Source organism: Streptomyces sp. HUAS CB01 (assembly GCF_030406905.1).
GTDB lineage: Bacteria > Actinomycetota > Actinomycetes > Streptomycetales > Streptomycetaceae > Streptomyces > Streptomyces chengbuensis.
The window spans coordinates 7,333,181-7,353,608 of the sequence record NZ_CP129137.1 but is presented as its reverse complement, the minus strand read 5'-3'; the positions used below and the strand labels follow the sequence as shown (position 1 = coordinate 7,353,608).

General features: G+C 70.7%; 17 protein-coding genes and 1 pseudogene. 9 read left to right on the top strand and 9 right to left on the bottom strand.

The genetic code is table 11. From position 1 onward, the window contains the following. Window positions 1-441: 441 nt before the first annotated feature. Together QRN89_RS32130 and QRN89_RS32125 are read left to right on the top strand one after the other, a co-directional pair. Window positions 442-3,264 carry a SpoIIE family protein phosphatase gene (locus QRN89_RS32130; protein WP_290352920.1) on the top strand — a complete coding sequence of 941 codons (2,823 nt, stop codon included), beginning with the start codon at window positions 442-444 and terminating at the stop codon, window positions 3,262-3,264. Window positions 3,265-3,537: 273 nt separating this feature from the next. Continuing rightward, a complete protein-coding gene (locus QRN89_RS32125; protein ID WP_390702310.1) occupies window positions 3,538-4,671 on the top strand; it encodes an ABC transporter substrate-binding protein in 1,134 nt (377 codons plus the stop codon). Window positions 4,672-4,699: 28 nt separating this feature from the next. On the opposite strand, the pseudogene QRN89_RS32120 reads toward QRN89_RS32125, so the two are convergent. From QRN89_RS32120 to ctaD, 8 genes and pseudogenes are all read right to left on the bottom strand, one after another. After that, window positions 4,700-4,950, bottom strand: a pseudogene (locus tag QRN89_RS32120) (DUF427 domain-containing protein); the annotation flags it as partial. Window positions 4,951-5,067: 117 nt separating this feature from the next. Then, window positions 5,068-5,511, bottom strand: coding sequence for a VOC family protein (locus tag QRN89_RS32115; protein ID WP_290352919.1), 444 nt, complete (start codon window positions 5,509-5,511; stop codon window positions 5,068-5,070). A 409-nt stretch (window positions 5,512-5,920) separates the two neighbouring features. Continuing rightward, entirely contained in the window at window positions 5,921-6,706 is a 786-nt protein-coding gene (locus QRN89_RS32110; RefSeq protein WP_290352918.1) for a sulfite exporter TauE/SafE family protein, read from the bottom strand. A 57-nt stretch (window positions 6,707-6,763) separates the two neighbouring features. Next, on the bottom strand, window positions 6,764-6,943 hold the full coding sequence (locus QRN89_RS32105; RefSeq protein ID WP_290352917.1) for a hypothetical protein: 180 nt from the start codon (window positions 6,941-6,943) through the stop codon (window positions 6,764-6,766). A 402-nt stretch (window positions 6,944-7,345) separates the two neighbouring features. After that, window positions 7,346-7,684 carry an STAS domain-containing protein gene (locus tag QRN89_RS32100; RefSeq protein WP_290352916.1) on the bottom strand — a complete coding sequence of 113 codons (339 nt, stop codon included), beginning with the start codon at window positions 7,682-7,684 and terminating at the stop codon, window positions 7,346-7,348. Between the two features lie 137 nt (window positions 7,685-7,821). Then, a complete protein-coding gene (gene argS / locus QRN89_RS32095; protein WP_290352915.1) occupies window positions 7,822-9,483 on the bottom strand; it encodes an arginine--tRNA ligase in 1,662 nt (553 codons plus the stop codon). Between the two features lie 266 nt (window positions 9,484-9,749). Further along, window positions 9,750-10,118 (bottom strand): hypothetical protein, encoded by a 369-nt coding sequence (locus QRN89_RS32090; protein WP_290352914.1) that lies wholly within the window; start codon window positions 10,116-10,118, stop codon window positions 9,750-9,752. Next, window positions 10,115-11,863 carry an aa3-type cytochrome oxidase subunit I gene (ctaD, locus tag QRN89_RS32085; protein ID WP_290353942.1) on the bottom strand — a complete coding sequence of 583 codons (1,749 nt, stop codon included), beginning with the start codon at window positions 11,861-11,863 and terminating at the stop codon, window positions 10,115-10,117. The genes QRN89_RS32090 and ctaD overlap by 4 nt, the downstream gene beginning before the upstream one ends. Window positions 11,864-12,327: 464 nt before the next feature. On the opposite strand from ctaD, the gene QRN89_RS32080 reads away from it, so the two are divergent. From QRN89_RS32080 to QRN89_RS32070, 3 genes are all read left to right on the top strand, one after another. Further along, on the top strand, window positions 12,328-12,522 hold the full coding sequence (locus QRN89_RS32080) for a hypothetical protein (RefSeq protein WP_290352913.1): 195 nt from the start codon (window positions 12,328-12,330) through the stop codon (window positions 12,520-12,522). 553 nt (window positions 12,523-13,075) lie between these two features. Continuing rightward, complete coding sequence (locus tag QRN89_RS32075) at window positions 13,076-13,618, top strand: hypothetical protein (RefSeq protein WP_290352912.1); 543 nt, start codon at window positions 13,076-13,078, stop codon at window positions 13,616-13,618. Window positions 13,619-14,083: 465 nt separating this feature from the next. Further along, window positions 14,084-15,727: a hypothetical protein gene (locus QRN89_RS32070; protein WP_290352911.1), complete on the top strand. Its 1,644-nt coding sequence runs from the start codon at window positions 14,084-14,086 to the stop codon at window positions 15,725-15,727. A 44-nt stretch (window positions 15,728-15,771) separates the two neighbouring features. Here QRN89_RS32070 and QRN89_RS32065 read toward each other — a convergent pair whose 3' ends face one another. Next, the gene (locus tag QRN89_RS32065) at window positions 15,772-16,419 is read right to left on the bottom strand and encodes a sensor histidine kinase (RefSeq protein ID WP_290352910.1); all 648 of its coding nucleotides are present in this window, start codon (window positions 16,417-16,419) and stop codon (window positions 15,772-15,774) included. Between the two features lie 581 nt (window positions 16,420-17,000). Between QRN89_RS32065 and QRN89_RS32060 the strand changes: the two genes are divergently transcribed. The 4 genes from QRN89_RS32060 (at window position 17,001) to QRN89_RS32045 (ending at window position 20,114) form a co-directional block, all read left to right on the top strand. Then, window positions 17,001-17,666 carry a hypothetical protein gene (locus QRN89_RS32060; protein ID WP_290352909.1) on the top strand — a complete coding sequence of 222 codons (666 nt, stop codon included), beginning with the start codon at window positions 17,001-17,003 and terminating at the stop codon, window positions 17,664-17,666. A gap of 9 nt (window positions 17,667-17,675) precedes the next feature. After that, window positions 17,676-18,356 carry a DUF1254 domain-containing protein gene (locus QRN89_RS32055; protein ID WP_290352908.1) on the top strand — a complete coding sequence of 227 codons (681 nt, stop codon included), beginning with the start codon at window positions 17,676-17,678 and terminating at the stop codon, window positions 18,354-18,356. Further along, on the top strand, window positions 18,346-18,627 hold the full coding sequence (locus tag QRN89_RS32050; RefSeq protein WP_290352907.1) for a DUF1214 domain-containing protein: 282 nt from the start codon (window positions 18,346-18,348) through the stop codon (window positions 18,625-18,627). The genes QRN89_RS32055 and QRN89_RS32050 overlap by 11 nt, the downstream gene beginning before the upstream one ends. Before the next feature lie 203 nt (window positions 18,628-18,830). Further along, window positions 18,831-20,114 (top strand): cation:proton antiporter, encoded by a 1,284-nt coding sequence (locus tag QRN89_RS32045; RefSeq protein WP_290352906.1) that lies wholly within the window; start codon window positions 18,831-18,833, stop codon window positions 20,112-20,114. Window positions 20,115-20,428: the final 314 nt, after the last annotated feature.

The following is a 20,428-nucleotide window of genomic DNA, read 5'->3' as shown; positions in this document are numbered from 1 at the left end:
CAGGGCGCACCGGTGTCCGGCTTCCTCCCGTGACCGCGCCCGTACCAGAGAGCCTTGCGGCGGGCCCCGCGGCCGATCGGGCGGCGGGGCCCGCCGCGCAGGGTCGAACGCACGACCAGACGCAGCGGCACGGATCACCCGGGAGGTCCGCGACGCGAGCGGCCGCCGCCGGCGTCGATCAGGACCGGAACCGGCCGGTCCGCGCGCGGCGGCCTTGCCGGGACGGTCAACGGCCCCTTCCCCGGGCAGGGTTGGTCGCGGATCCGGACCGTACGCGCACCCCGCTGGCACCCGCCCCGTCCCGACGCCGCCTCCCAGGCCCTGTCCGGGAGCGGAACGGCCGTCCGGGTCCGGCGTGCCGAAACGCCCGACGGCTTGCCCGTCAGCGGCCCACTCGCCGATCACCCCGTCACCGGCGGCATAAACCGATAGAAATGCTCCATGCAGCAATTTTTTGGGCGGAAAAGGCGCAGATCGCCGAAGTCGCCCGGAAGTGATCATGTGTCCGGTCGGTGGAGCGCCCGGGGGCCGCTACGGCGCCTGCGTTCCCGGCTGAGCGTGCGCAGTCTCGCCGGCCAGGTGTTCCTCCTGCAACTGGCGGTCGTCGTGCTGGTCGTCCTCGCCGCGCTGGTGGCCCTCGTCGTCCAGGCGCGCCGCGACAGCATGGCGGACGCCCGGCACCGGACGCTCACCGCGGCCCAGACCTTCGCGAACTCCCCCGGACTGCACGAGGCCTTGGAGAGCCCCGACCCCACGGCGTCGCTGCAGCCCGGCGCCGAGGCGGTCCGCAGGGCCGCCGGGGTCGACGCCATCATCGTGTACCGGCCGGACGGGATCACCCTCACGCACAGCGACCCGAAGCAGATCGGAAAGCACGTCATCGGCCCGTACGCGGAGGCGGCGGCGGGAAAGACGTTCACCAGGACCTTCCAGGGCGCCCTGGGACTCTCCGTGATCTCGGCCGTCCCCGTCAAGGACACCGGCGGCTCGGTCGTCGCCATCGTCTCGTCCGTCGTCACGGTGGGGAACGTGCAGGACCGGGTGAACCAGCAACTGCCGGTGCTGTTCGGCGTGGCGGCCGGGTCGCTCGCCCTCGCCGCGGGCGGGTCGGCACTGGTGAGCCGCCGCCTCCAGAGACAGACCCACGGCCTGGGCCCGGCCGAGATGACCCGCATGTACGAGCACCACGACGCGGTCCTCCACGCCGTGCGGGAGGGAGTTCTGATCGTCGGGGGCGACGGCCGGCTGCTGCTGGCCAACGACGAGGCACGCCGACTGCTGGACCTGCCGGACGACGCGGAGCGCCGCCCTGTGGGCGCGCTGGGACTGAACGCCGAGCTCACCGAGTTGCTCACGTCCGGTCGCCCGGCCACCGACGAGGTACACCTGGCGGGTGACCGGCTGCTGGCCGTCAACAAGCGGTTCACCGCCGCCCAGGGGCCGGCGAGCCGGGTGGTGACGCTTCGGGACACCACCGAGCTGCAGGCCCTCTCCGGCAGGGCCGAGACCGCCCGCCGGCGGCTGCAACTGCTCTACGACGCGGGCGTGCGGATCGGGACCACCCTGGACGTCACGCGCACCGCCGAGGAGCTCGCGGAGGTCGCTGTGCCCCGGTTCGCCGACGTCGTCACCGTCGAACTCCTGGACCCCGTCCTGCACGGCGAGGAACCCTCGGGCGCGAGCACCGAGATGCGCCGCACCGCCGTCGTCGGCCTCGAGGGCGACCACCTCCTCTACCCCGCCGGCAGTCTGATCCGCTTCGTCCCCGCCCACCCGACGGCCGCGGGCGCCGCCGAGGGCCGGGCGGTACGGGTGGAGGACCTGAGCGCCTCCGAGGGCTGGCAGGCCCAGGATCCCGACCGCGCCCGCCGGGTCCTGGAGCACGGCATCCACTCCCTGATCGTGGTGCCGCTCCGCGCCCGGGGGGTGGTGCTCGGAACGGCCCACTACTGGCGGGCGGACGACTCCGAGCCCTTCGAGGAGGAGGACGTGTCCTTCGCCGAGGAGCTGGGAGCCCGGGCGGCGGTGTGCATCGACAACGCCCGCCGCTACACCCGCGAGCACACGATGGCCGTCGCCCTGCAGCGCAGCCTGCTGCCCAGCCGGGTGCCCGAGCAGACGGCCCTGGACGTGGCCTACCGCTATCTCCCCGCCCGGGCAGGCGTGGGCGGGGACTGGTTCGACGTGATCCCGCTGTCCGGTGCGCGGGTCGCGCTGGTCGTCGGTGACGTCGTGGGCCACGGTCTGCACGCGGCGGCCACCATGGGCCGGCTGCGTACCGCCGTGCACAACTTCTCCGTCCTGGACGCCCCGCCCGAGGAACTGCTGAGTCGCGTGGACGAACTGGTGGCCCAGATCGACAGCGACGAGGAAGCCGACGACGGAGGCCAGGGCATCACCGGCGCGACCTGCCTGTACGCCGTCTACGACCCCGCCTCCGGGCAGTTGGCGGTCGCCACCGCCGGCCATCCCGGGCCGGCGGTGGTCCACCCCGACGGCACCGTGCACTTCCCCCAGCTGCCGGTCTCCCCGCCGCTGGGCCTCGGAGCCGGACTTCCCGTCGAGAGCGCCGAACTGACCGTGCCCGAGGGATCCCGGCTGGTGCTCTACACCGACGGGCTGGTGGAGGACCGCGACCGCGACCTGGACGTCGGCCTGGCGGCCCTGCGCGACGCGCTGTCCGGGCCCGACCGCTCCCCGGAGGCCACCTGCGCCGCGGTCGTCGACGCCCTGATGCCCGACCGGCCCCGCGACGACATCGCGCTGCTGGTTGCCCGCACGCACCGGCTCGACCCCACCCGGATCGCCGAGTGGCAGGTGCCGCGCGATCCGGCGGCGGTCTCCCCCGTTCGCGCCGCCTGCGTCCGCCGGATCCGGGAATGGGGCCTCGGGCACATCGACTTCGCCGCCGAACTGGTCCTCAGCGAACTCGTCACCAACGCCGTCCACTACGGGACCGAGCCCATCACCGTGCGGCTCGTCCGCGACCGGACCCTGATCTGCGAGGTGTCCGACGGCAGCAGCACCTCGCCGCGACTGCGGCGGGCGAAGGTCACCGACGAGGGCGGCCGCGGCCTGTTCCTGGTGGCCCGGTTCGCCGAACGCTGGGGCACCCGCTACACGCCCACCGGGAAGGTCATCTGGGCCGAACTCTCCCTCCACGGCGGCGCCGGCCCGTCGGTGGAAGGGCTCGCCGAGCTGCTGCTCGCTGAGGAGGAGCCGCTGTCCGGCGAGGACTCGGGAGAGGACGGCCCGGCGCGGTGAGGGGCATCGCAACAGCCGGTGCCCGGCCGTCCCGCGCCCGCCCGGACGCCGCCGCCGGCACCGCGTACGGAGGGCCGAGGACCTGCCCCCGGACGGTACCGTGCCTGCCGGTGGGGACGTGCCTGCCGTCCCGCGCGGGGCCGACCCGCCCAGCGACGACCGCTCGCGCCGGGGACCGCTTCGCTTCCGGACCGCTTCGTGCCCGGTCCCCTTCGTGCCCGGTCTCCTTCGTTCCGATCCGCTCGTTCCCGTCCCCCGCGTCCTGGAGCAACCGTGACCGCACCCCGTGTCCGAACGGCGGCCGCCACAGGCCTCCTCACCCTCGTGCTGCTCGGCGGCTGCGCCGAGACGCCGAAGAGCACGCCGGTGAAGCCGTCGGTCGCCACCTCGGCGCAGGAGGCGGGAGGCATGGACAAACTGATCGCCGCGGCGAAGAAGGAAGGCGCGCTGAACGCGATCGCGCTTCCGCGTGACTGGGCCAACTACGGCGGTCTGATCGACGGCTTCGAGAGGAGGTACGGGATCAGGGTGACGGTGCACGATCCCCAGGCGTCCAGCCAGGACGAGATCGACGCCATCAGGCAGAGCGGCAGACGCGCGGACGCCCCCGACGTCGTCGACGTGGGGGACACGTTCGCCCGGACCGCGGCCCGGCAGGGCCTGCTCGCGCCGTACCGGGTCGCCGCGTACGACTCGATCCCCGACAACCAGAAGGACCGCGAGGGCCGCTGGTCCAACAACTACGGCGGCTACGTATCGATCGGCTGCGACGCCAACCGCGTCAAGCCCTGCCCCCGGACCTTCGCCGATCTGCTGGACCCCCGGTACAAGGGGATGGTCTCCCTCGACGGCGACCCCACCCGTTCCAACACGGCCTTCGCCGGGGTCTACGCGGCCGCGCTCGCGAACGGGGGGTCGTTCGACGACATCCGGCCCGGTCTGGACTTCTTCGCCGAACTCGACGACCGCGGGAACTTCAACCCGGTCGAGTCCACCTCGGCCGCGGTCGAGACGGGGCGGACGCCCATCAGCATCGACTGGGACTACGTCAACCTCGACTACGCGGAACGGTTCCGTGACAAGGGCCTGGACTGGCAGGTCGCGATCCCCTTCGACGGCAGCTTCGCCCAGTACTACGCCCTGGCCGTCAACAGGGACGCCCCCCATCCGGCGGCCGCCCGGCTCTGGCAGGAGTACCTGTTCAGCGCGGCGGGGCAGAACCTCCGGCTCAAAGGCTATGCCCGCCCGGTCCTGATGGAGGCCATGCGCGAGGACGGCACCCTCGACGAGGCCGCCGCGGCGATGCTGCCGACGGTGGAGGGCGAGCCGCAGTTCCCCACGGACGCACAACTGCAGAAGGCGAGGGTGACGGTGGACCGGGGCTGGGCGAAGGCCGTGGGGGGCTGACCGCGTCGCGACCGGGAGCCGTCGCGCGTCATCGGGGCGGCCCGGCCGGGGTGGACGCGGCGGGGCGCGGCAGCAGGGTTCCCTCCACGTACAGGTCGACGTCGTCATTGGGGAACGCGACCAGGCCCGCGATGCGGTTGGCGTGGATCGTCGGGAGGTCGCAGGCCCAGGCGATGTCCTCGCGGGTGGCGACGTCGCTGTCGAACGACCAGTAGCTGCTCGTCGTCCGCCCTTTCAGGGGCAGCGGGTCATCGTGTCCGAACGGCGCAACCGGAGCCAGTGCCCGACCGGGGCCCGACCGGACGGTCAGGCTGGGGTGCGGCACACTCTCGTCCGCCATCGGTGGTCACCTCGGTTCACTCGTTCCCCGGCACACGCGTGGGGCACGGACCCGGGTCAGCGGCCGGGAAGGCGTTCGGTGACCTCCTGCACGATCCAACCGTTGCCGTCGGGATCGCTGAAGGAGGCGAAGGACGAGTAACTGCGGCGTTCGGGGTCGGGGCCCGGGACCCGGTTGGCGGTGCCGGCGCGGTGGAACACGCCTGCGGCGTCGTGGAAGACCTCGACGGCGTCCACTCCCCGTTCGACGAGCTCGGCGCGGGCCGCCTCGATGTCCGACACGACCAGGTGCAGCCCCTGCGCCGAACCGGGTGCGGAGTCGCTGACTCCGGTACCGAAGATCACCGAGCAGGGGGATCCGGGCGGCGTCATCTGCACCACGCGGAAGCCGTCATCGGTGGGGAAGTCCGCGTCCTCGCGCCAACCCAGCGCCTGGTAGAAGGTTTTGGCCCGGTCCACGTCGGCGACGGGGATCACCACGACCTCGAGCTTCATGTCCATGGAACGGCACTCCTTGTTCTTCGTTCTCGGGTGCTCGGTGCTCGGTGCTCGCCGAGGAGTGCTCGGTACTGGCCGAGGAGTGTTCGCCGAGGAGCCGGAACCCGCTCGCCGTACCCGCGGCGATCGCGCCGCGTGCGGTCACGGCCGTGCGCAACCGCGGACCCCCGCCCGGCGCTGGGGCCCGGGGCATGGGGAGGAAACGGCCACCGGTGTGCCGGTACGGGCCATACACGTCATGATGAACCCATACGCGCGATACCGCAGGCGCAGCGGATGCGCGAGGCCGCAGGAGTACCGGCCGGTCCTCGCGTCCTCGCTCCTGCCGCGAGGCGCACCGAGCGACGACGCCCCGGACATGGCGGTCGCGTTCGTCCGCCGACGGACCCGGGCGGTCCGGTGCGCGGGCGGTTCAGCCCAGTGCGTCGACCGCGTAGAGAGCGCCCAGCGCGGTGGCGAGCGTGCCGAGGAGCAGGCGGAGGAAGGTCTCGGGCAGCCGTGGCTGGAGGCGGGCGCCCATGTACCCGCCGACGAGCCCGCCGAGGCCGCATGCGAGGCCGAGGAACCAGTCGGGGGCGATGCTGCCGGTCTGGGTCAGGGACAGCAGGGCGTACGTGGAGGCGCCGACCACGGAGGTGGCGAAGGTGGAGGCGAGCGCCGCGGGAGCCACGTCGGTGACGGGGACGCCTCGGCCGACGAGGACCGGCCCGAGGATCGAGCCGCCGCCGATGCCGTAGACCCCGCCCACGATCCCGACGGTGAGCGCCAGACCTGCCACCGTACGGGGCGAGAGCCCGCCGCGCCCCGTGCGGGGAGAGGCGGGGCGGAGGGTGCGCACGACCAGCCAGAGGCCCAGGGGCAGCATGAGGACGGCCACCAGCAGTCGGAAGACATGGGGGCCGGGGAGGACGAAGACGCGGACGACCGCGCCGATGACCACGCCCGGCAGGGTGCCCAGCACCAGCAGACGCACGAGCGGGCCCCGCAGCGCGCCGGCTCGCCGGTAGCGGAGCAGGGCGCCGGGCCCGGCGACCACGTTGTAGAGCAGATTCGTCGGTGTGACGGCCGGGTTGGGCACCGCGAACACACTCAGTTGCACCGGCAGCAGGAAGACCGCGCCGGACACGCCCACCGGGGCGGTCAGCACGGCGATCAGCATGCCGACGGCGAGACCGGCCACTGCCAGTTCCCACTGCATGCGGTCCCCCGGTCGTTGCTCCCGGCCGCCGGGCCGGCGCGAACCGGCCCGACGGAATCATGCACGACTGTCCGCGGCGGCGCGGCATCCCACCCCTGCGCCCACCGAAGACCGTCGACGCTTGCGGTACCAGTCCTTCCGCTGGTTCACGCGTTCCCGCGCCCCCTCGCCCTCGCCCTCGCCCTCGCCCTCGCCCTCGCCCTCGCCCTCGCCCTCGCCGACAGCCCTTCCCGCCACCTCCCCGACGGAAAGGGAGCTCGCGGAAAGGGAGTTCAGGCCAAGGGTTTCACGGGGAGGTTCCCCGGCCCGGTGGCGTGGCCGGGTCGAGCGACTCTCGCGCGGACTCCGGGCGGGACCGTGCCGGTACCCGGAAACGCCTTCGGTGGCGCGGCAGGAGGAGGACGGCGCACAGCGCGCCGGGGGCCGTCCGGGCCGGGTGGAGGCCCTGGAGGCCGAGTCCGTGTGCACCCCGAGGTACCGGCCGAGCGGGATGAGCAGGACGTAGTCGCTGGTCACCGAGGCGATCGTCACCGTCCGGGTGTCACCGGCGGCACGGAGCAGGACGGCGTGGGACATGCCGATCGCCGGCGGCGCGAGGCCGAGCAGTGCCGGCGGGGTCACGGCCCGGGCGGCGGTCGCTCAGTCCACGATCGTGGCGACCGTGTCGAGCCCCGCGTGGCGCAGCGTCCGCCGGACCGTGCGGCCCGCCCCGCGGATGGTCATCGCCGCCGGTTCCGCCGGCAGGGTGGCCGCTCTCAGCAGCGCGTACGCGCACGCGAGGTCGAGATGGGTGACCCCGCTCATGTCGACGACGCACTCGGCGGCCCCCGCGAGCGGGGGCGCGTCAAGGCGTTCTTCGAGCTCACGAAGGGTCGCGGCCCCGATCTCCCCGGTCAGGACCAGCTCTGCGCGCCGGCCGTCGGCCGCGAGCACCGCGATGGCGGGTTCGGCCGGTGGGGTGGAGTGTTCTGCTGTCACGGTGAACTCCTTCACGGCCGACGGCACTGCCTGGTTCTGCCATGGTCGCGCCGACGACCGGGGCCCGTCCGCGCGCGAGGCTCGGACCGGCCCCGAGTTCAGCCGACGGGCGTAGTGGCGCCTCGACGGTCCCCCGCTCACATGCGTTCCGGCGCCGAAACCCCGAGCAGCCGCAGCCCGTTGCGCAGCACCACCCTGGCGGCGTCGGTCAGCCAGAGCCGGGCCCTGGTGCGGTCGTCCGGCTCTTCACCCGCGCGCGGCAGGACGCGGCACGCGTCGTAGAAGCGGTGGTACGTACCGGCCAGCTGCTCCAGGTAGTGCGCTACCCGGTGCGGCTCGCGCAGCGCCGCCGCGGCCGCCACCACCTGCGGGAACTCGGCCAGCACGCCCAGCAGGTCGGTCTCCCGCCCGTGGGTGAGCAGGGAGGGCTCGAAGTCCTGCGGCGCGCCCATTCCGATCCCTGCCTCCCCCGCCTTGCGCTGCACGGCGCACAGCCGTGTGTGCGCGTACTGCACGTAGTGGACGGGGTTGTCGTTCGACTGCCGTGTGAGCAGGTCGATGTCGAGGTCGATCGTCGCGTCCACGCCGGCCCGCGCGAGCGCGTACCGCGCCGCGTCCACGCCGACCGCCTCGACCAGGTCGTCCAGGGTGACGACGGTGCCCGCCCGCTTGCTCATCCGGACGGGCTCCCCGTCCCTCACCAGGTTGACCAGCTGGCCGATCAGGATCTCCAGGTGCGCGTCCGGGTCGTCACCGAAGCAGGCGGCCATGGCACGCATCCGGCCCACATAGCCCGCGTGGTCGGCGCCGAGCATGATGACGACCCGCTCGAACCCCCGGGACCGCTTGTTGAGGTAGTACGCGCAGTCCGCGGTGAAGTACGTCCAGGAGCCGTCACGCTTGACCAGGACCCGGTCCTTGTCGTCACCGAAGTCCGTGGTGCGCAGCCAGAGCGCGCCCTCGGCCTCGAAGACGTGACCGCCCTCCCGCAGGCGGGCGACCGCGGAGTCCAGGTCCCCCCGGTCGTGGAGGTCCTTCTCGTTGAAGTAGACGTCGAAGCGGGTGCCGAAGGCGGCGAGCGAGGTCTTGATCTCGTCGAACATCAGCGCCGTGCCCTCCGCCCGGAAGACGGCGAGGGCCTCGGACTCCGGCAGTTCCGTGGTCCGGGGCCGCCGGCGCAGCACCGCGGCGGCGATCTCCTCGATGTACGCGCCGCTGTAGCCGTCCTCGGGCGCCGGGGCGCCCTGGGCGGCGGCGAGCAGCGAGCGGGCGAACCTGTCGATCTGGACTCCGGCGTCGTTGAAGTAGTACTCCCGCGACACGTCCGCGCCCGACGCCTCCAGCAGCCGCGCCAGCACGTCGCCCACGACCGCCCACCGGGCGCCGCCGATGTGCACCGGGCCGGTGGGGTTGGCCGAGACGAACTCCAGATTGAGCCGGAGGCCGCCGAGCCGGTCCGTACGGCCGTAGGTGTCACCGGCGAGGACGATGTCGCGGGCCAGGGCGCCGATCGCCGCGCTCTCCAGCGTGATGTTGAGGAATCCCGGACCCGCGACCTCGGCCTTCGCGACTCCGTCGGCCGCGCCGACCAGCGGGGCCAGCACCTCGGCGACGGCCCGGGCGGGCAGGCCCGCGGACCGGGCGAGCCGCATGGCGACGTTGGTCGAGTAGTCGCCGTGGCCTCGGTGGCGGGGCCGCTCCGGGCGGATGTCCCGGGGCGCCTCCCCCGCGATGCGTCCGGACTGGATGGCCTGGTGTACGCCGGCGGAGATGACGGCGGCGAGATCTGCTGGGGTCACGGCGGCGACGCTACCGAGGAGTGCCGCGCCGTCGACACCGATTATTGGAGGGGAACGGCAAGTTCCGCGACTGGCAGGGCCGTTCCCCCGCCGACGGGGGAGGCGAGGCGGGGAACGGGCCGTGCGCCGACGCGGAGGGGGCGGCCCGCCACATCGGGCCCGGCCGCCCCCTCCGCGTGCCGCACGCCCGCGTCACACCGGGTCGGCCGGCCCCGCTGACGGGACCCGCCCGCCGTCGCGGGCTTGGGCGTCGTGACGCGCCTCCGTCACCGCTGGGCGGCGAGGACGAAAGTGGTCGTGCAGAGGGCGAGGCAGCCCGTGAGACAGGCGACGCCCCGGGTCAGGACGCGGCGCCGAAGTTCCCGGTAGCGGGCCCCGTACTCCTCCTCCAGTTCGCGCGCCCGTACGGCCACCGCCTCGAAGTGCTCCCGGGACGCCTGGATGCGGTCGGCGGTACTGAGGCGTACGAGCTCCGTGCGTTCGGCCGCCGTGAGCCAGGGCATCCGGTCGGCGAGCCCCTCGGCCGCCGTCCGGGCCGCGAGGACATGGGCGTTGGCCATCAGATAGCCCTCGAGCCGGGCGAAGCCCGCCGCCAGGTCGGCGCTGTCGCGGGCTCCGCCCTCCACCCCGTTCACCGGCCGTCCTTGTCGTCCCCCAGCGGGGGCGCCGCGCCCTTGCCGGGCTCGATCACGTCCCGGTAGCCGGTGAGGCTCGCCTCGTCGTACGACGCGATCTCCGGGTGGTGCAGATCGAAGGCCGGGGATTCGGAGCGGATCCGCGGCAGGGTGAGGAAGTTGTGCCGCGGCGGCGGGCAGGACGTCGCCCATTCGAGCGAACGGCCGTAGCCCCACGGGTCGTCGACCTCGATCTTCTTGCCGTACTTGGCCGTCTTCCACACGTTGTAGACGAACGGGAGGATCGACAGGCCGAGCAGGAACGAGCTGATCGTCGAGATGGTGTTCAGCGCGGTGAAGCCGTCGGCGGCCAGGTAGTCCGCGTAACGCCGCGGCATGCCCTCGGCGCCCAGCCAGTGCTGGACCAGGAACGTGCCGTGGAAGCCGATGAACAGCGTCCAGAACGTGATCTTGCCGAGGCGCTCGTCCAGCATCTTGCCGGTGAACTTCGGCCACCAGAAGTGGAATCCGGCGAACATCGCGAAGACCACGGTGCCGAAGACGACGTAGTGGAAGTGCGCGACGACGAAGTACGAGTCGGAGACGTGGAAGTCCATCGGGGGCGAGGCCAGGATCACACCGGTCAGACCACCGAAGGTGAAGGTGACCAGGAAGCCGATCGCCCAGAGCAACGGCGTCTCGAAGGACAACGAAGCCTTCCACATGGTGCCGACCCAGTTGAAGATCTTCACACCGGTCGGTACCGCGATCAGGAAGGTCATGAAGGAGAAGAACGGCAGCAGCACCCCGCCGGTGACGAACATGTGGTGGGCCCACACGGTCACGGACAGACCGGCGATCGCGATGGTCGCGGCCACCAGGCCGATGTAGCCGAACAGGGGCTTGCGGCTGAAGACGGGGATGACCTCCGAGATGATACCGAAGAACGGCAGCGCGATGATGTACACCTCCGGATGGCCGAAGAACCAGAAGAGGTGTTGCCACAGCAACGCGCCGCCGTTGGAGGCGTCGAAGATGTGGGCGCCGAACTTGCGGTCCGCCTCCAGGGCGAACAGGGCGGCGGCCAGCACCGGGAAGGCCAGCAGGACCAGCACACCGGTCAGCAGCACGGTCCAGCAGAACACCGGCATGCGGAACATCGTCATGCCCGGGGCGCGCATGCAGATGATCGTGGTGATGAAGTTGACCGAGCCGAGGATCGTGCCGAAGCCGGAGAAGGCCAAACCCATGATCCACAGATCGGCGCCGACGTTGGGGGTGTGGACGGCGTCGGACAGCGGGGAGTAGGCGAACCAGCCGAAGTCCGGGGCGCCGTTCGGGGTGAGGAAGCCGCCCACCGCGATGAGCGAGCCGAAGAGGTAGAGCCAGTACGCGAACATGTTCAGCCGCGGGAACGCCACGTCGGGCGCGCCGATCTGCAGCGGCATGATCCAGTTGGCGAATCCGGCGAACAGCGGCGTCGCGAACATCAGCAGCATCACGGTGCCGTGCATCGTGAACGCCTGGTTGAACTGCTCGTTCGACATGATCTGCGTGCCCGGACGGGCCAGCTCGGCGCGCATGAAGAGCGCCATGATCCCGCCGATGCAGAAGAAGAGGAACGACGTCGACAGATAGAGCGTGCCGATCGTCTTGTGGTCGGTGGTGGTAAGCCACTTCACGACCACGTTGCCGGGCTGCCGGCGCCGGACGGGAAGTTCGTCTTCGTAGGTGTCCGTGCCGAGCGCCTCGGACGACTTGTGCATGGCCACGTTGTCGCTCTCTCGGAAGAGGAAGTTGCAGGAGGAAAGCATGCCGTGACGAGGTGTGACCGGGCCCTAACTCGCCCTTCGGCGAGTCGTTCCACCGACCCGCGACACGGTGGACGACCCGGGAGGTCGCCGGCGCACCCCCGACCGGTTACGACCCGCTCGACATGCCGCTCTTCGGGCGGCGGCCGCGCACGAGGAGCACGGGCTGCCGAAGTTCCACCTCGACGGTGTCGGCTCCGCCGAGGCGGCGCGGTCGAACTCGCCGACCCGGACGTGTGGCTCGACACGCGGGAAAGGGTCCTCACCGCGGCGGCCCTCCTCTCCGCGTACGTTCTGGAGTTCCCTTGGGTTTCAGCGGGTGTCGTGCACTGTGGTGTCACTCCAGGCGGTGAACCTGTCTCCGACAGTTCCCGAACCGGTGTCGCGGACGTCGCAGGTGTTGCCGAGATGCGCCCGTGATGGAGAACAGGCAGCTGCGGCTGCGGCCCTTCCTGGTACGGATGCCTTCGGGGGACCGGTACTGGACAGTGCTGGATGAGGACGAGCTGACGCCGGTCGTCGAGGTGGACGAGTTCCTGCGGCACGTACGTTTCGGCCGGGACCACGACCGCGACGTACGCGGGCGCGATGAAGTTGTTCTTGACCTGGTGTGATCGCACCGGCCGAGACTGGCGGGAGTACGCCGGCCGGCTCGGCTCGTTCATGCTCTGGCTGCGGCACGCGCGGTTGGACGAGGGCGCGGTGGTCGCCGGTCCGGGATGCCGGCCGGTGCGGGGCCGCGTCGGGTGAACACGGTCTTGGCTGCGGTACGGGAGTTCCTCGAGCACCAGGTGGCTGTGGGGAACGCCCCGAGCTCGGTGCTGGGGATGCTCTATGAGGTAGCTGATGATCGTGGCCTTCCTGTCGAGGTTCGTGGTGAGGCGATCGGGCTCCGCTACTACGCCCGGGCCCGGCACAGGGCTGCTGTGCCGGACGAGCCGGTCGACCATGCCAGTGACGAGGAGGTGCTGGCCCTGTTACGGGCCTGTCGGACGGCGCGGGACCGGCTGATCGTGTTGCTGATGGCGCGGGCTGGGCTCCGTCGCGGGGAGGTCGCGGGGCGCCGTGAGGACATCCACTTCCTGGTCGATGCCCGGCATCTGGGGTGCGCGGTGGCGGGGTCGCATCTGCACGTCGTGCGGCGGGACAACGGCTCGGGACGCAATCATGAGCCGCCCGGGCCCGGCCGAGCAGCTCGCGAAGGCTCGCGCCGACGACTCCGCCCGCAGACGCCGCCGCGTGCTGGCCGCCCTGGACGACCTGACCCGCGACGGCCTGACGATCACCGTGTCCGCTGTGGCGCGCATGGCCAACGTCCACCGCAGCCTGATCTACCGGCACAGCGATCTCCACACCGCGTACTGGCCCGCGCCGCCCAACCGCCGGAAGGTCCCACCGGAGCAGGTCAGCCGCCAGTCCCTCCTGGTCGACCTCGCCGATATGACCGCCCGCAGTACCCGCCAGGCCCAGCACATCGCCCAGCTCGAACAACGCCTCTCCCACGTCCTCGGCCAGGACGCCTGGCAGGCCACCGGACTGGGAGCCCCAACCGACATCGGCACGCTTCAGGAGAAGATCACCCGTCTCGAACAACAGGTCGCTGAACTCATCTCGCAACTCGGCGAACGCGACGAGGACCTGGCAGCCGCCCGGACCACCAATCGTGAGTTGATGACCCAGCTCAACAGCCACTTCCACCGGCCTCGCTGAGCCACCGGTCGCGGCCGTCGCCGATGAACCGGGATACCAGGGCTGTTCACGGGCGCCTCTGATCAGGCACGCACAAGGCCTCAGAAGATCGCTTCACGCCGGACAGGTGACCGTTTCCCGAATGAGGAACGCATCGGTCCCACAGTGCCTTCCCGGCACGAGTCCTTCATCGAGCCCTGGTCGGAGTAATTGAACGAGCCCTGGGGCAGGTGGGCTGCATACGCTTCCTGTGCGACTGGAGCCCGCCCGTGCGGCCGGACGCCACGAGCTCTCTGAGGCACACGACCCCTCGTGCGCCTCCGCCTTCGTGCCGGACCGCAGGCCCGACGCAGACGTCAAGCGCGTCGGACTTCTCTGCGAACGGCGATCTGCCCATTCAAGGGATCCGGTGTTCCTTCCGGGCTGCTGTGGGTGAGGGCGGCGCACGCCGCCGGGACACCTGTGTTCCGGGAAGAGGAGGAAGGAATGAAGGTAGGCATACGTCACCCGCGCCTGGTCGGGGTACTGGCCGTACTCACGGTCGCCGCCGTCGGCTGCTCCCCTTTGGCGAGCGACATCTCCGGCTCACCCGGAGGGCCGCCCGACCCGTCGGCCGCCGCAGCAGCAGCGGCCGAAGCCGAAGCCCTGCGGGTGAGGCCCATCGTCGACCCGAAGGTCGCCCAGCAGGAAGCCGCCTGCGCCGCACAACAGCCGAACGCCCCCTGGTTCAGGACGCTCATCCCGTTCGAACACGCCCACATCGGACGCGACAGCCTCTCGGAGTGCGCACAGTTCACCGGCTCCATGACGGGCCCCAACGTGGTCGAGGCCCACCCCACCAAGGGCCTCTACTACGCGCAGTTCGACATCGCCACACGCCATCAGAACGACCTGTACGTCTACGGGGGCGGCAGCGGCGACGCCAACCCGCCCGCCCTGCAGGCCTTCATCGCCAAGGTCGAGCCCGGCACCATGAAGCAGATCTGGCGCACCCACCTGTCCGACGCGCGGAAGAACAACGAACTGCACGTGTCCGGAGCGGTCGACGTCATGGCCGACGGCAACCTCGTCGCCATCTCCGACCACACCCTGTACAAGCTCGACGGCACCACCGGCAAGATCCTCCTCAAGAAGGACATGCCCACCGGCGAGAGCCCCCTCAACGACAGCGCGTTCAACGGGATCGACGCCTTCCCCGACGGCACGATCGTCGTCAGGTCGCTGAACCGGCCGGTGGGCTGCACGCTCAACGGCTACAGCGCCGCCGGCTTCAAGTGCCCCGGCGCCCCCGACTCGGCCAAGCCCTCCATCATCGGCACGGTCGACCCCAAGACCTTCAAGGTGCTCAGCTGGACCCAGCTGAAGGGCAACGTCCTGGGCCGGGTCACCACCAGCCGCCACCAGGGCCACGACTACGCCTACGTCACCACCCCCACCCAGCTCTTCCGCTACGTCTGGGACGGCCGCACCATCAAGCAGGACACCGCCTGGGGGCCGATCACCTACGCCAAGTCCGGCCAGACCCAGGCCGGCGCACCCGTGATCATGGGCGACTGGGTGGTCATGTCCACCAATGGAACCGCCTCCAAGGTGCCGCTGAGCGTGATCGCCATCCACCAGGGCAACGCCGCGCGGATGACCCGCATGGACCCCACCCCGAAGCTGAAGCCCGGCGAGTACAGCTACTACTACGCCAAGGTCTCGGCCGACCCGGTCAACAACCGGATCTACGTCATGGACTTCGGCCTGGGCACCGCCTCGGCCATCGACTTCCGCAACGGCCGCATGTCCCTGGCCTGGAAGGTCAAGCAGCGCACCAACAGCTACATCACCCTCATCGGCCCGCCGGACAAGCGGGTCTTCGTGAGCGCGAACGCACGCTCGAAGGAAACCGACCCCACCAAGTACAACCCCGGCCCGGTCGGCGTCAACTACATGGACCAGATCCAGTGGCGCGACGCCCGCACCGGAAAGCTCCTGGCCGCCTCCGACTTCTACGCGCCGGCCACCTCGGCCGGGACGGTGCCCCCGGGCTACGGCGGCCTGATCTACAACATCCTCCACGACGGCCACGGCGTCGCCCTGAAGGTCCGACCCGCCGCCAAGAACGGCAAACCCTCCCCCCGCTGAGCGATCCGGAATACGCCCCACACCAAGGGCCTGGACGACCTCGATCACCAGGCCCTCTGGGCGACTGCCCCAGATCTGTCAGCGGCCCACGACACCGGGGTCAGGGTCCGTCGGGCTCGTGCCTGCCGGGGCTTGTGTCGTGGCGTGCACCGAACACGCAGGGCCCGGGTCGCACGGTCGAGTTTGTCCACCGCCTCCATGAGCCGTGTGCTGACGGGCCCCTCCCCGATCATCGCGACCGTACCGTGGAGTTCCATTCCGGCGTCGAAGATCGTCCGTACCACGCTGTCGCGGAGGTCGGAGGCGAGCCGGTCCCGCTCCCGGGTCAGCATCACCTCCTCCTGCAGGGCCGCGTTGGCCGTCATCGACTGCCTGATGCGGTCGCGCAAGCCGTGTACGGCCACCAGGATCAGGGCGCTGAGGGCGGTCCAGAGCAGTACGCGTCGGGTGACCACGGCACCGGGCGTGGCCTGCACGATGGACGACACCGTCTGGGCGGCCACGACCGCGGCCGCCACGCAGGCCGACTCCCAGCGGTGGTGGAAGAGCACCGACCACAGCAGCGGGGCCAGCAGCACCAAGCCCACACCTGAGGTCACACCGGTCGCGAGGATCAACTCCAGCACGGACGCGGTGTAGAGCAGGGGCACCAGGACCGGAGTCCAGGCTGGCAGCCGCTGCCACGGCAGCACAAAGGCAGCTCCGCACACGAGCAGGAGGACGACGCTGACCGCGTAGTTCGTCCCCGTCGCTTTCGGTCAGCGCCGGCCACGGGCCGGTTGGAGATTCCACAACACACTCCAGTCGACCCTGGCGACATGGCTCCTGAGCATCTCGCGGCGTGCGGCCGCCTATACAGATCTGATGCTGCCGGGTTGACCGCGAACGACGGCCCTGCCGCCGGGCGGTCGAGTACCGGGCGCTGCTGCCCGCCGACGTCGCTGCACACGCCACACCGACCACCGTCCACCGCCATGCCAGGTGGATGAAACCGCGAGGCACTCGATGGTTCTCGCCCTCCTTCGCGGTCCGGCGGACTCACGTCACACACCTACCGGTCCTGTCCGGCGGTGCAGTATCAGAGCGTGCAACTGACCAGGTGCCGATCCTCGACCAGGACGGGGCTGCCTCCGCCCTCCTCCGCCAGGATCCGGTCTGTCAGCAACGTCCACCGTGGTTGACCTTCGTCTCTCTGGAAGGTCAGCGCTGTCCGCCTCACCCGTTCGCGGGTCAGAAGGTGCAGTGGCCCCACCTGTGAAGAAGGGTTACCCGTATGACCGACACACCGATGCATCTGGAGGATCTTCGGGCCTACGCCCAAGGAGAGATCTTCCTGCTGAGCCGGGCGGGTGAAGCGTTCGAAGGCCTCGTCTACAACACCAGCGGGTTCGGCCCGTGCCCGGCCGATGAGTTCGCGGCGATCGACACCGCGCAACTGGCGAAGGACACCGGGTGCGATCTGGTGTGGAAGAACCCGAGACGGTTCTGGATGATGGACACCCTGACCATCGACCTCGCAGGCGAGCCCCGTGAGCTGGGTGGCCTGATGTTCAACTGCCTGGCTGACATGCAGATGCCGGCCGGCTTCGATCCGCAGCGGGACCAGTCGGCGCTGGCCTACCGGCCGATGCAGATCCACCGGGCCAACACGTACACGTTCCTGAGCGGGCGGCCGGTCTTCCTCCTGAGATCGCCCGACGAGATCACCTGGGTGATGCAGACCTTCACCGATCATGTGGATCACAGCCTGACCGAATCGGCGCTGCCCCGCCTGGCCGAGCGCCTCACTCTGCCCGAGGGCTGGACATACAAGGCGCGGACGGTGGACCGTGACCTGACCATCACCACCCACGGCCTGGCGCACATCGTCTCCGACAACCTGGCCAACATGTACCAGGGCTGCGTCGACGGGGTGAACAACTTTGATCCTTGGCAATGAGCACCGGCCGTGAGTGACAAGGTCAAGGTAACGGTCGAAAATTTCGTCCGGGCCGAATCCAACCGTGCGATGGCGAAGCTGATGGCGCTCTGCGGTGGCGTCAACCGGTGGCACCACAACCGGGTGCAGACACCGCTTGATCAGCAGACATCGGTCCGGATGAACCGCGACACGCTGTACAGCTTCGCCGTGCTGGAGTTGGCCGAAGGCGCTACGGTCACGATGCCGGACAGCGGCGACCGCTACGCGTCGCTCATGGTTCTCAGCCAGGACCACTACGTCAACCAGGTCATCCACACGCCCGGCGAGCACCGGCTCACCATCAACAACCACGGCACCCGCCACGTACAGCTGACGATGCGCGTCCTGGTCGACCCGGGCAACCCCGCCGATGTCGCCGAGGCCAACGCCCTGCAGGACGGTCTGAGGCTGTCCGCGGGGTCGGCTGAACCCCTCGCCGTACCCGACTACGACGAGGATTCCCTCAGTGCCGTACGGGACGCGCTTGCGGTGCTCGGCCGAACCCTGCCCGGAACTGAGCGGATGTTCGGCCGCCGTGAGGACGTCGACCCTGTTCGGCACCTCATCGGTACGGCGGTGGGCTGGGCCCGGCCTCCCCGAGAGCGAGGCGTTCTACCTGCTGGTCGAGCCGGGCCTGCCGGTCGGGAAGTACCGCATCGTGGTCGGTGACGTGCCCGTCGACGGCTTCTGGTCGATCTCCCTCTACAACGCCGATGGCTACTTCGAGGACAGCAGCGAAGGCGGATGCGTCCTCAACCAGTTCAATGCCCAAAGGGAGCCGGACGGCTCGTTCGTCATCAACCTCGGAGGGTGCGCCGACGGGCGCCCCAACTGCCTGCGCATCATGGACGGCTGGAACTTCACCGTCCGCCTCTACCGGCCGCGGCCCGAGATCCTCGACGGCACCTGGACCTTCCCGACCGTGGAACCCGTCGACTGAGAACGTTCCCACCCTCTCCCCGGACCTGGCGCCAAGCGCAGGGCCATCGGATCGGGCGTGTTCTCGACCACCTTTCGATACCGCCGCGTTGGGCCGACCGGGCCGGGCCGGCGGAGTTCGGAGCACGGTTCCCGCAGATCTGACCGGCGCCGCCATACAGTCGGACTTCGCCTCTCTGCGCGAGGCGGGCGTGAGGAGTGCGGATGAACGGCTGGGCCGTCGTGATCGCCGGGAGTGCGGTCGTCGGCTACGGGGCGCTCTCACGCCGTTTGTCGACCACGGTGCTCTCGGGACCGCTGGTCTTCATGCTCGCCGGTCTGGCGATCGGCCCGCTGGGCCTGGACCTGCTGGACCAGGCGAAGGATCCCGAGGTCACGCGGACGCTCCTGGAGAGCGCGCTGGTGCTCCTCCTGTTCGCGGACGCAGCGGGGATCAGGGCCCGGGACCTGCGCCGGGAGGAGTTCCTGCCGCTGCGCCTGCTCGCGATCGGCCTGCCGGTCACGATGGCTCTGGGCTGGCTGGCGGCCTGGCCGCTGCTGCCCGGCCTGAGCATGTGGGAACTGGCCCTGGCCGCCGTCATCCTCGCGCCGACGGACGCCGCGCTCGGGCAGCAGGCCTTCTCCAACAAGCGGGTGCCCCCGCTGGTCCGCGGCGGCCTGACCATCGAATCCGGTCTCAACGACGGCCTGACCCTGCCGTTCTTCGTCCTGGCACTCGCGGCGGCGGGTGAGGGCCACGGCCATCCGGGCGTGGCCGAGACGTTTCTGCGCGCGCTGCTGCTGAGCGGCGCGATCGGAATCACGGCCGGCCGGACCGGGGCGAGCCTGCTGCGCTGGTCGTTCGCCCGCGGGTGGAGCAGCTCCGACTGGCGACAGTTCCTGGTCCTCGCCGTCCCGGTCATCGCGTACGTCCTGTGCGCCATGGCCGAGGGCAGCGGCTTCATCGGCGCCTGGGTCGCCGGCCTGGCCTTCGGCATCCACCTGCGCCGCACCCCCGTCGGCCTGGGCATCCCTCCCCGGGACTCGGACCCCGCGCAGAGCACCGGGTTCACCGAACGCCTCGGTCTCCTGCTCGCCTCGCTGAGCTTCCTCGTCTTCGGCGCGGTCATCCTGGGACCCGCACTCCAGCACCTGACCTGGCGCATGGTCCTCTACGCGCTGCTCAGCCTGACCGTCATCCGGATGCTGCCCGTCGCGCTCGCCCTGGCCGGCACCGGCCTGCGCCGCGTCTCCATCGCGTACATCGGCTGGTTCGGCCCGCGGGGGCTTGCCTCCCTCGTGTTCGGCCTGCTCGCCCTCGAAGAGCATCTGCCTGGGGGAACCCTGCTGAGCGAGGTCATCGCCGTGACCGTGGGCCTGAGCATCATCCTCCACGGAGCATCAGCTCCCATCCTGGGCGACCGCTACGGCACATGGTTCACCAGGACACTCCGCAAGGAACCGAACCTGCGGGAGAACGCCCTCGCGCAGCACGACAACCCACGCTGACGGAGTCAGCAGCCTTCCGGGGACAGGAACACCGACCGGCCCCGAGAAAACCGCCACGGCCATCAGCGCCCGCGTACACAGACGGAAGAACTTCTCCAGCTCTCCAGGCGTCGGAGCGGCAGCGAACCGGCCATAGCAGCCCGGTCATCAGAGAGAAATTCAACGGGCAGAGCCAGGAGGGCAAGACCGCTGATCAGAGGCAACAGGCTGAGTCATCGCAGACCAGCCTTCGCATCACGCCGGATCGCCGCGTACGGATCAACCTTGCATCACGGCAGCACCCCGGCCCCCTCGTCATGCCGAGCACAACCCTG

What these genes read in the sequence shown, in the direction of transcription:
- QRN89_RS32130 (WP_290352920.1), top strand. Translation starts at nt 442, where the DNA reads ATGCAGCAATTTTTTGGGCGGAAAAGGCGCAGATCGCCGAAGTCGCCC.
- QRN89_RS32115 (WP_290352919.1), bottom strand. Translation starts at nt 5,511, where the DNA reads ATGGACATGAAGCTCGAGGTCGTGGTGATCCCCGTCGCCGACGTGGAC.
- QRN89_RS32110 (WP_290352918.1), bottom strand. Translation starts at nt 6,706, where the DNA reads ATGCAGTGGGAACTGGCAGTGGCCGGTCTCGCCGTCGGCATGCTGATC.
- ctaD (WP_290353942.1), bottom strand. Translation starts at nt 11,863, where the DNA reads ATGCACAAGTCGTCCGAGGCGCTCGGCACGGACACCTACGAAGACGAA.
- QRN89_RS32080 (WP_290352913.1), top strand. Translation starts at nt 12,328, where the DNA reads ATGGAGAACAGGCAGCTGCGGCTGCGGCCCTTCCTGGTACGGATGCCT.
- QRN89_RS32075 (WP_290352912.1), top strand. Translation starts at nt 13,076, where the DNA reads ATGAGCCGCCCGGGCCCGGCCGAGCAGCTCGCGAAGGCTCGCGCCGAC.
- QRN89_RS32070 (WP_290352911.1), top strand. Translation starts at nt 14,084, where the DNA reads ATGAAGGTAGGCATACGTCACCCGCGCCTGGTCGGGGTACTGGCCGTA.
- QRN89_RS32060 (WP_290352909.1), top strand. Translation starts at nt 17,001, where the DNA reads ATGACCGACACACCGATGCATCTGGAGGATCTTCGGGCCTACGCCCAA.
- QRN89_RS32045 (WP_290352906.1), top strand. Translation starts at nt 18,831, where the DNA reads ATGAACGGCTGGGCCGTCGTGATCGCCGGGAGTGCGGTCGTCGGCTAC.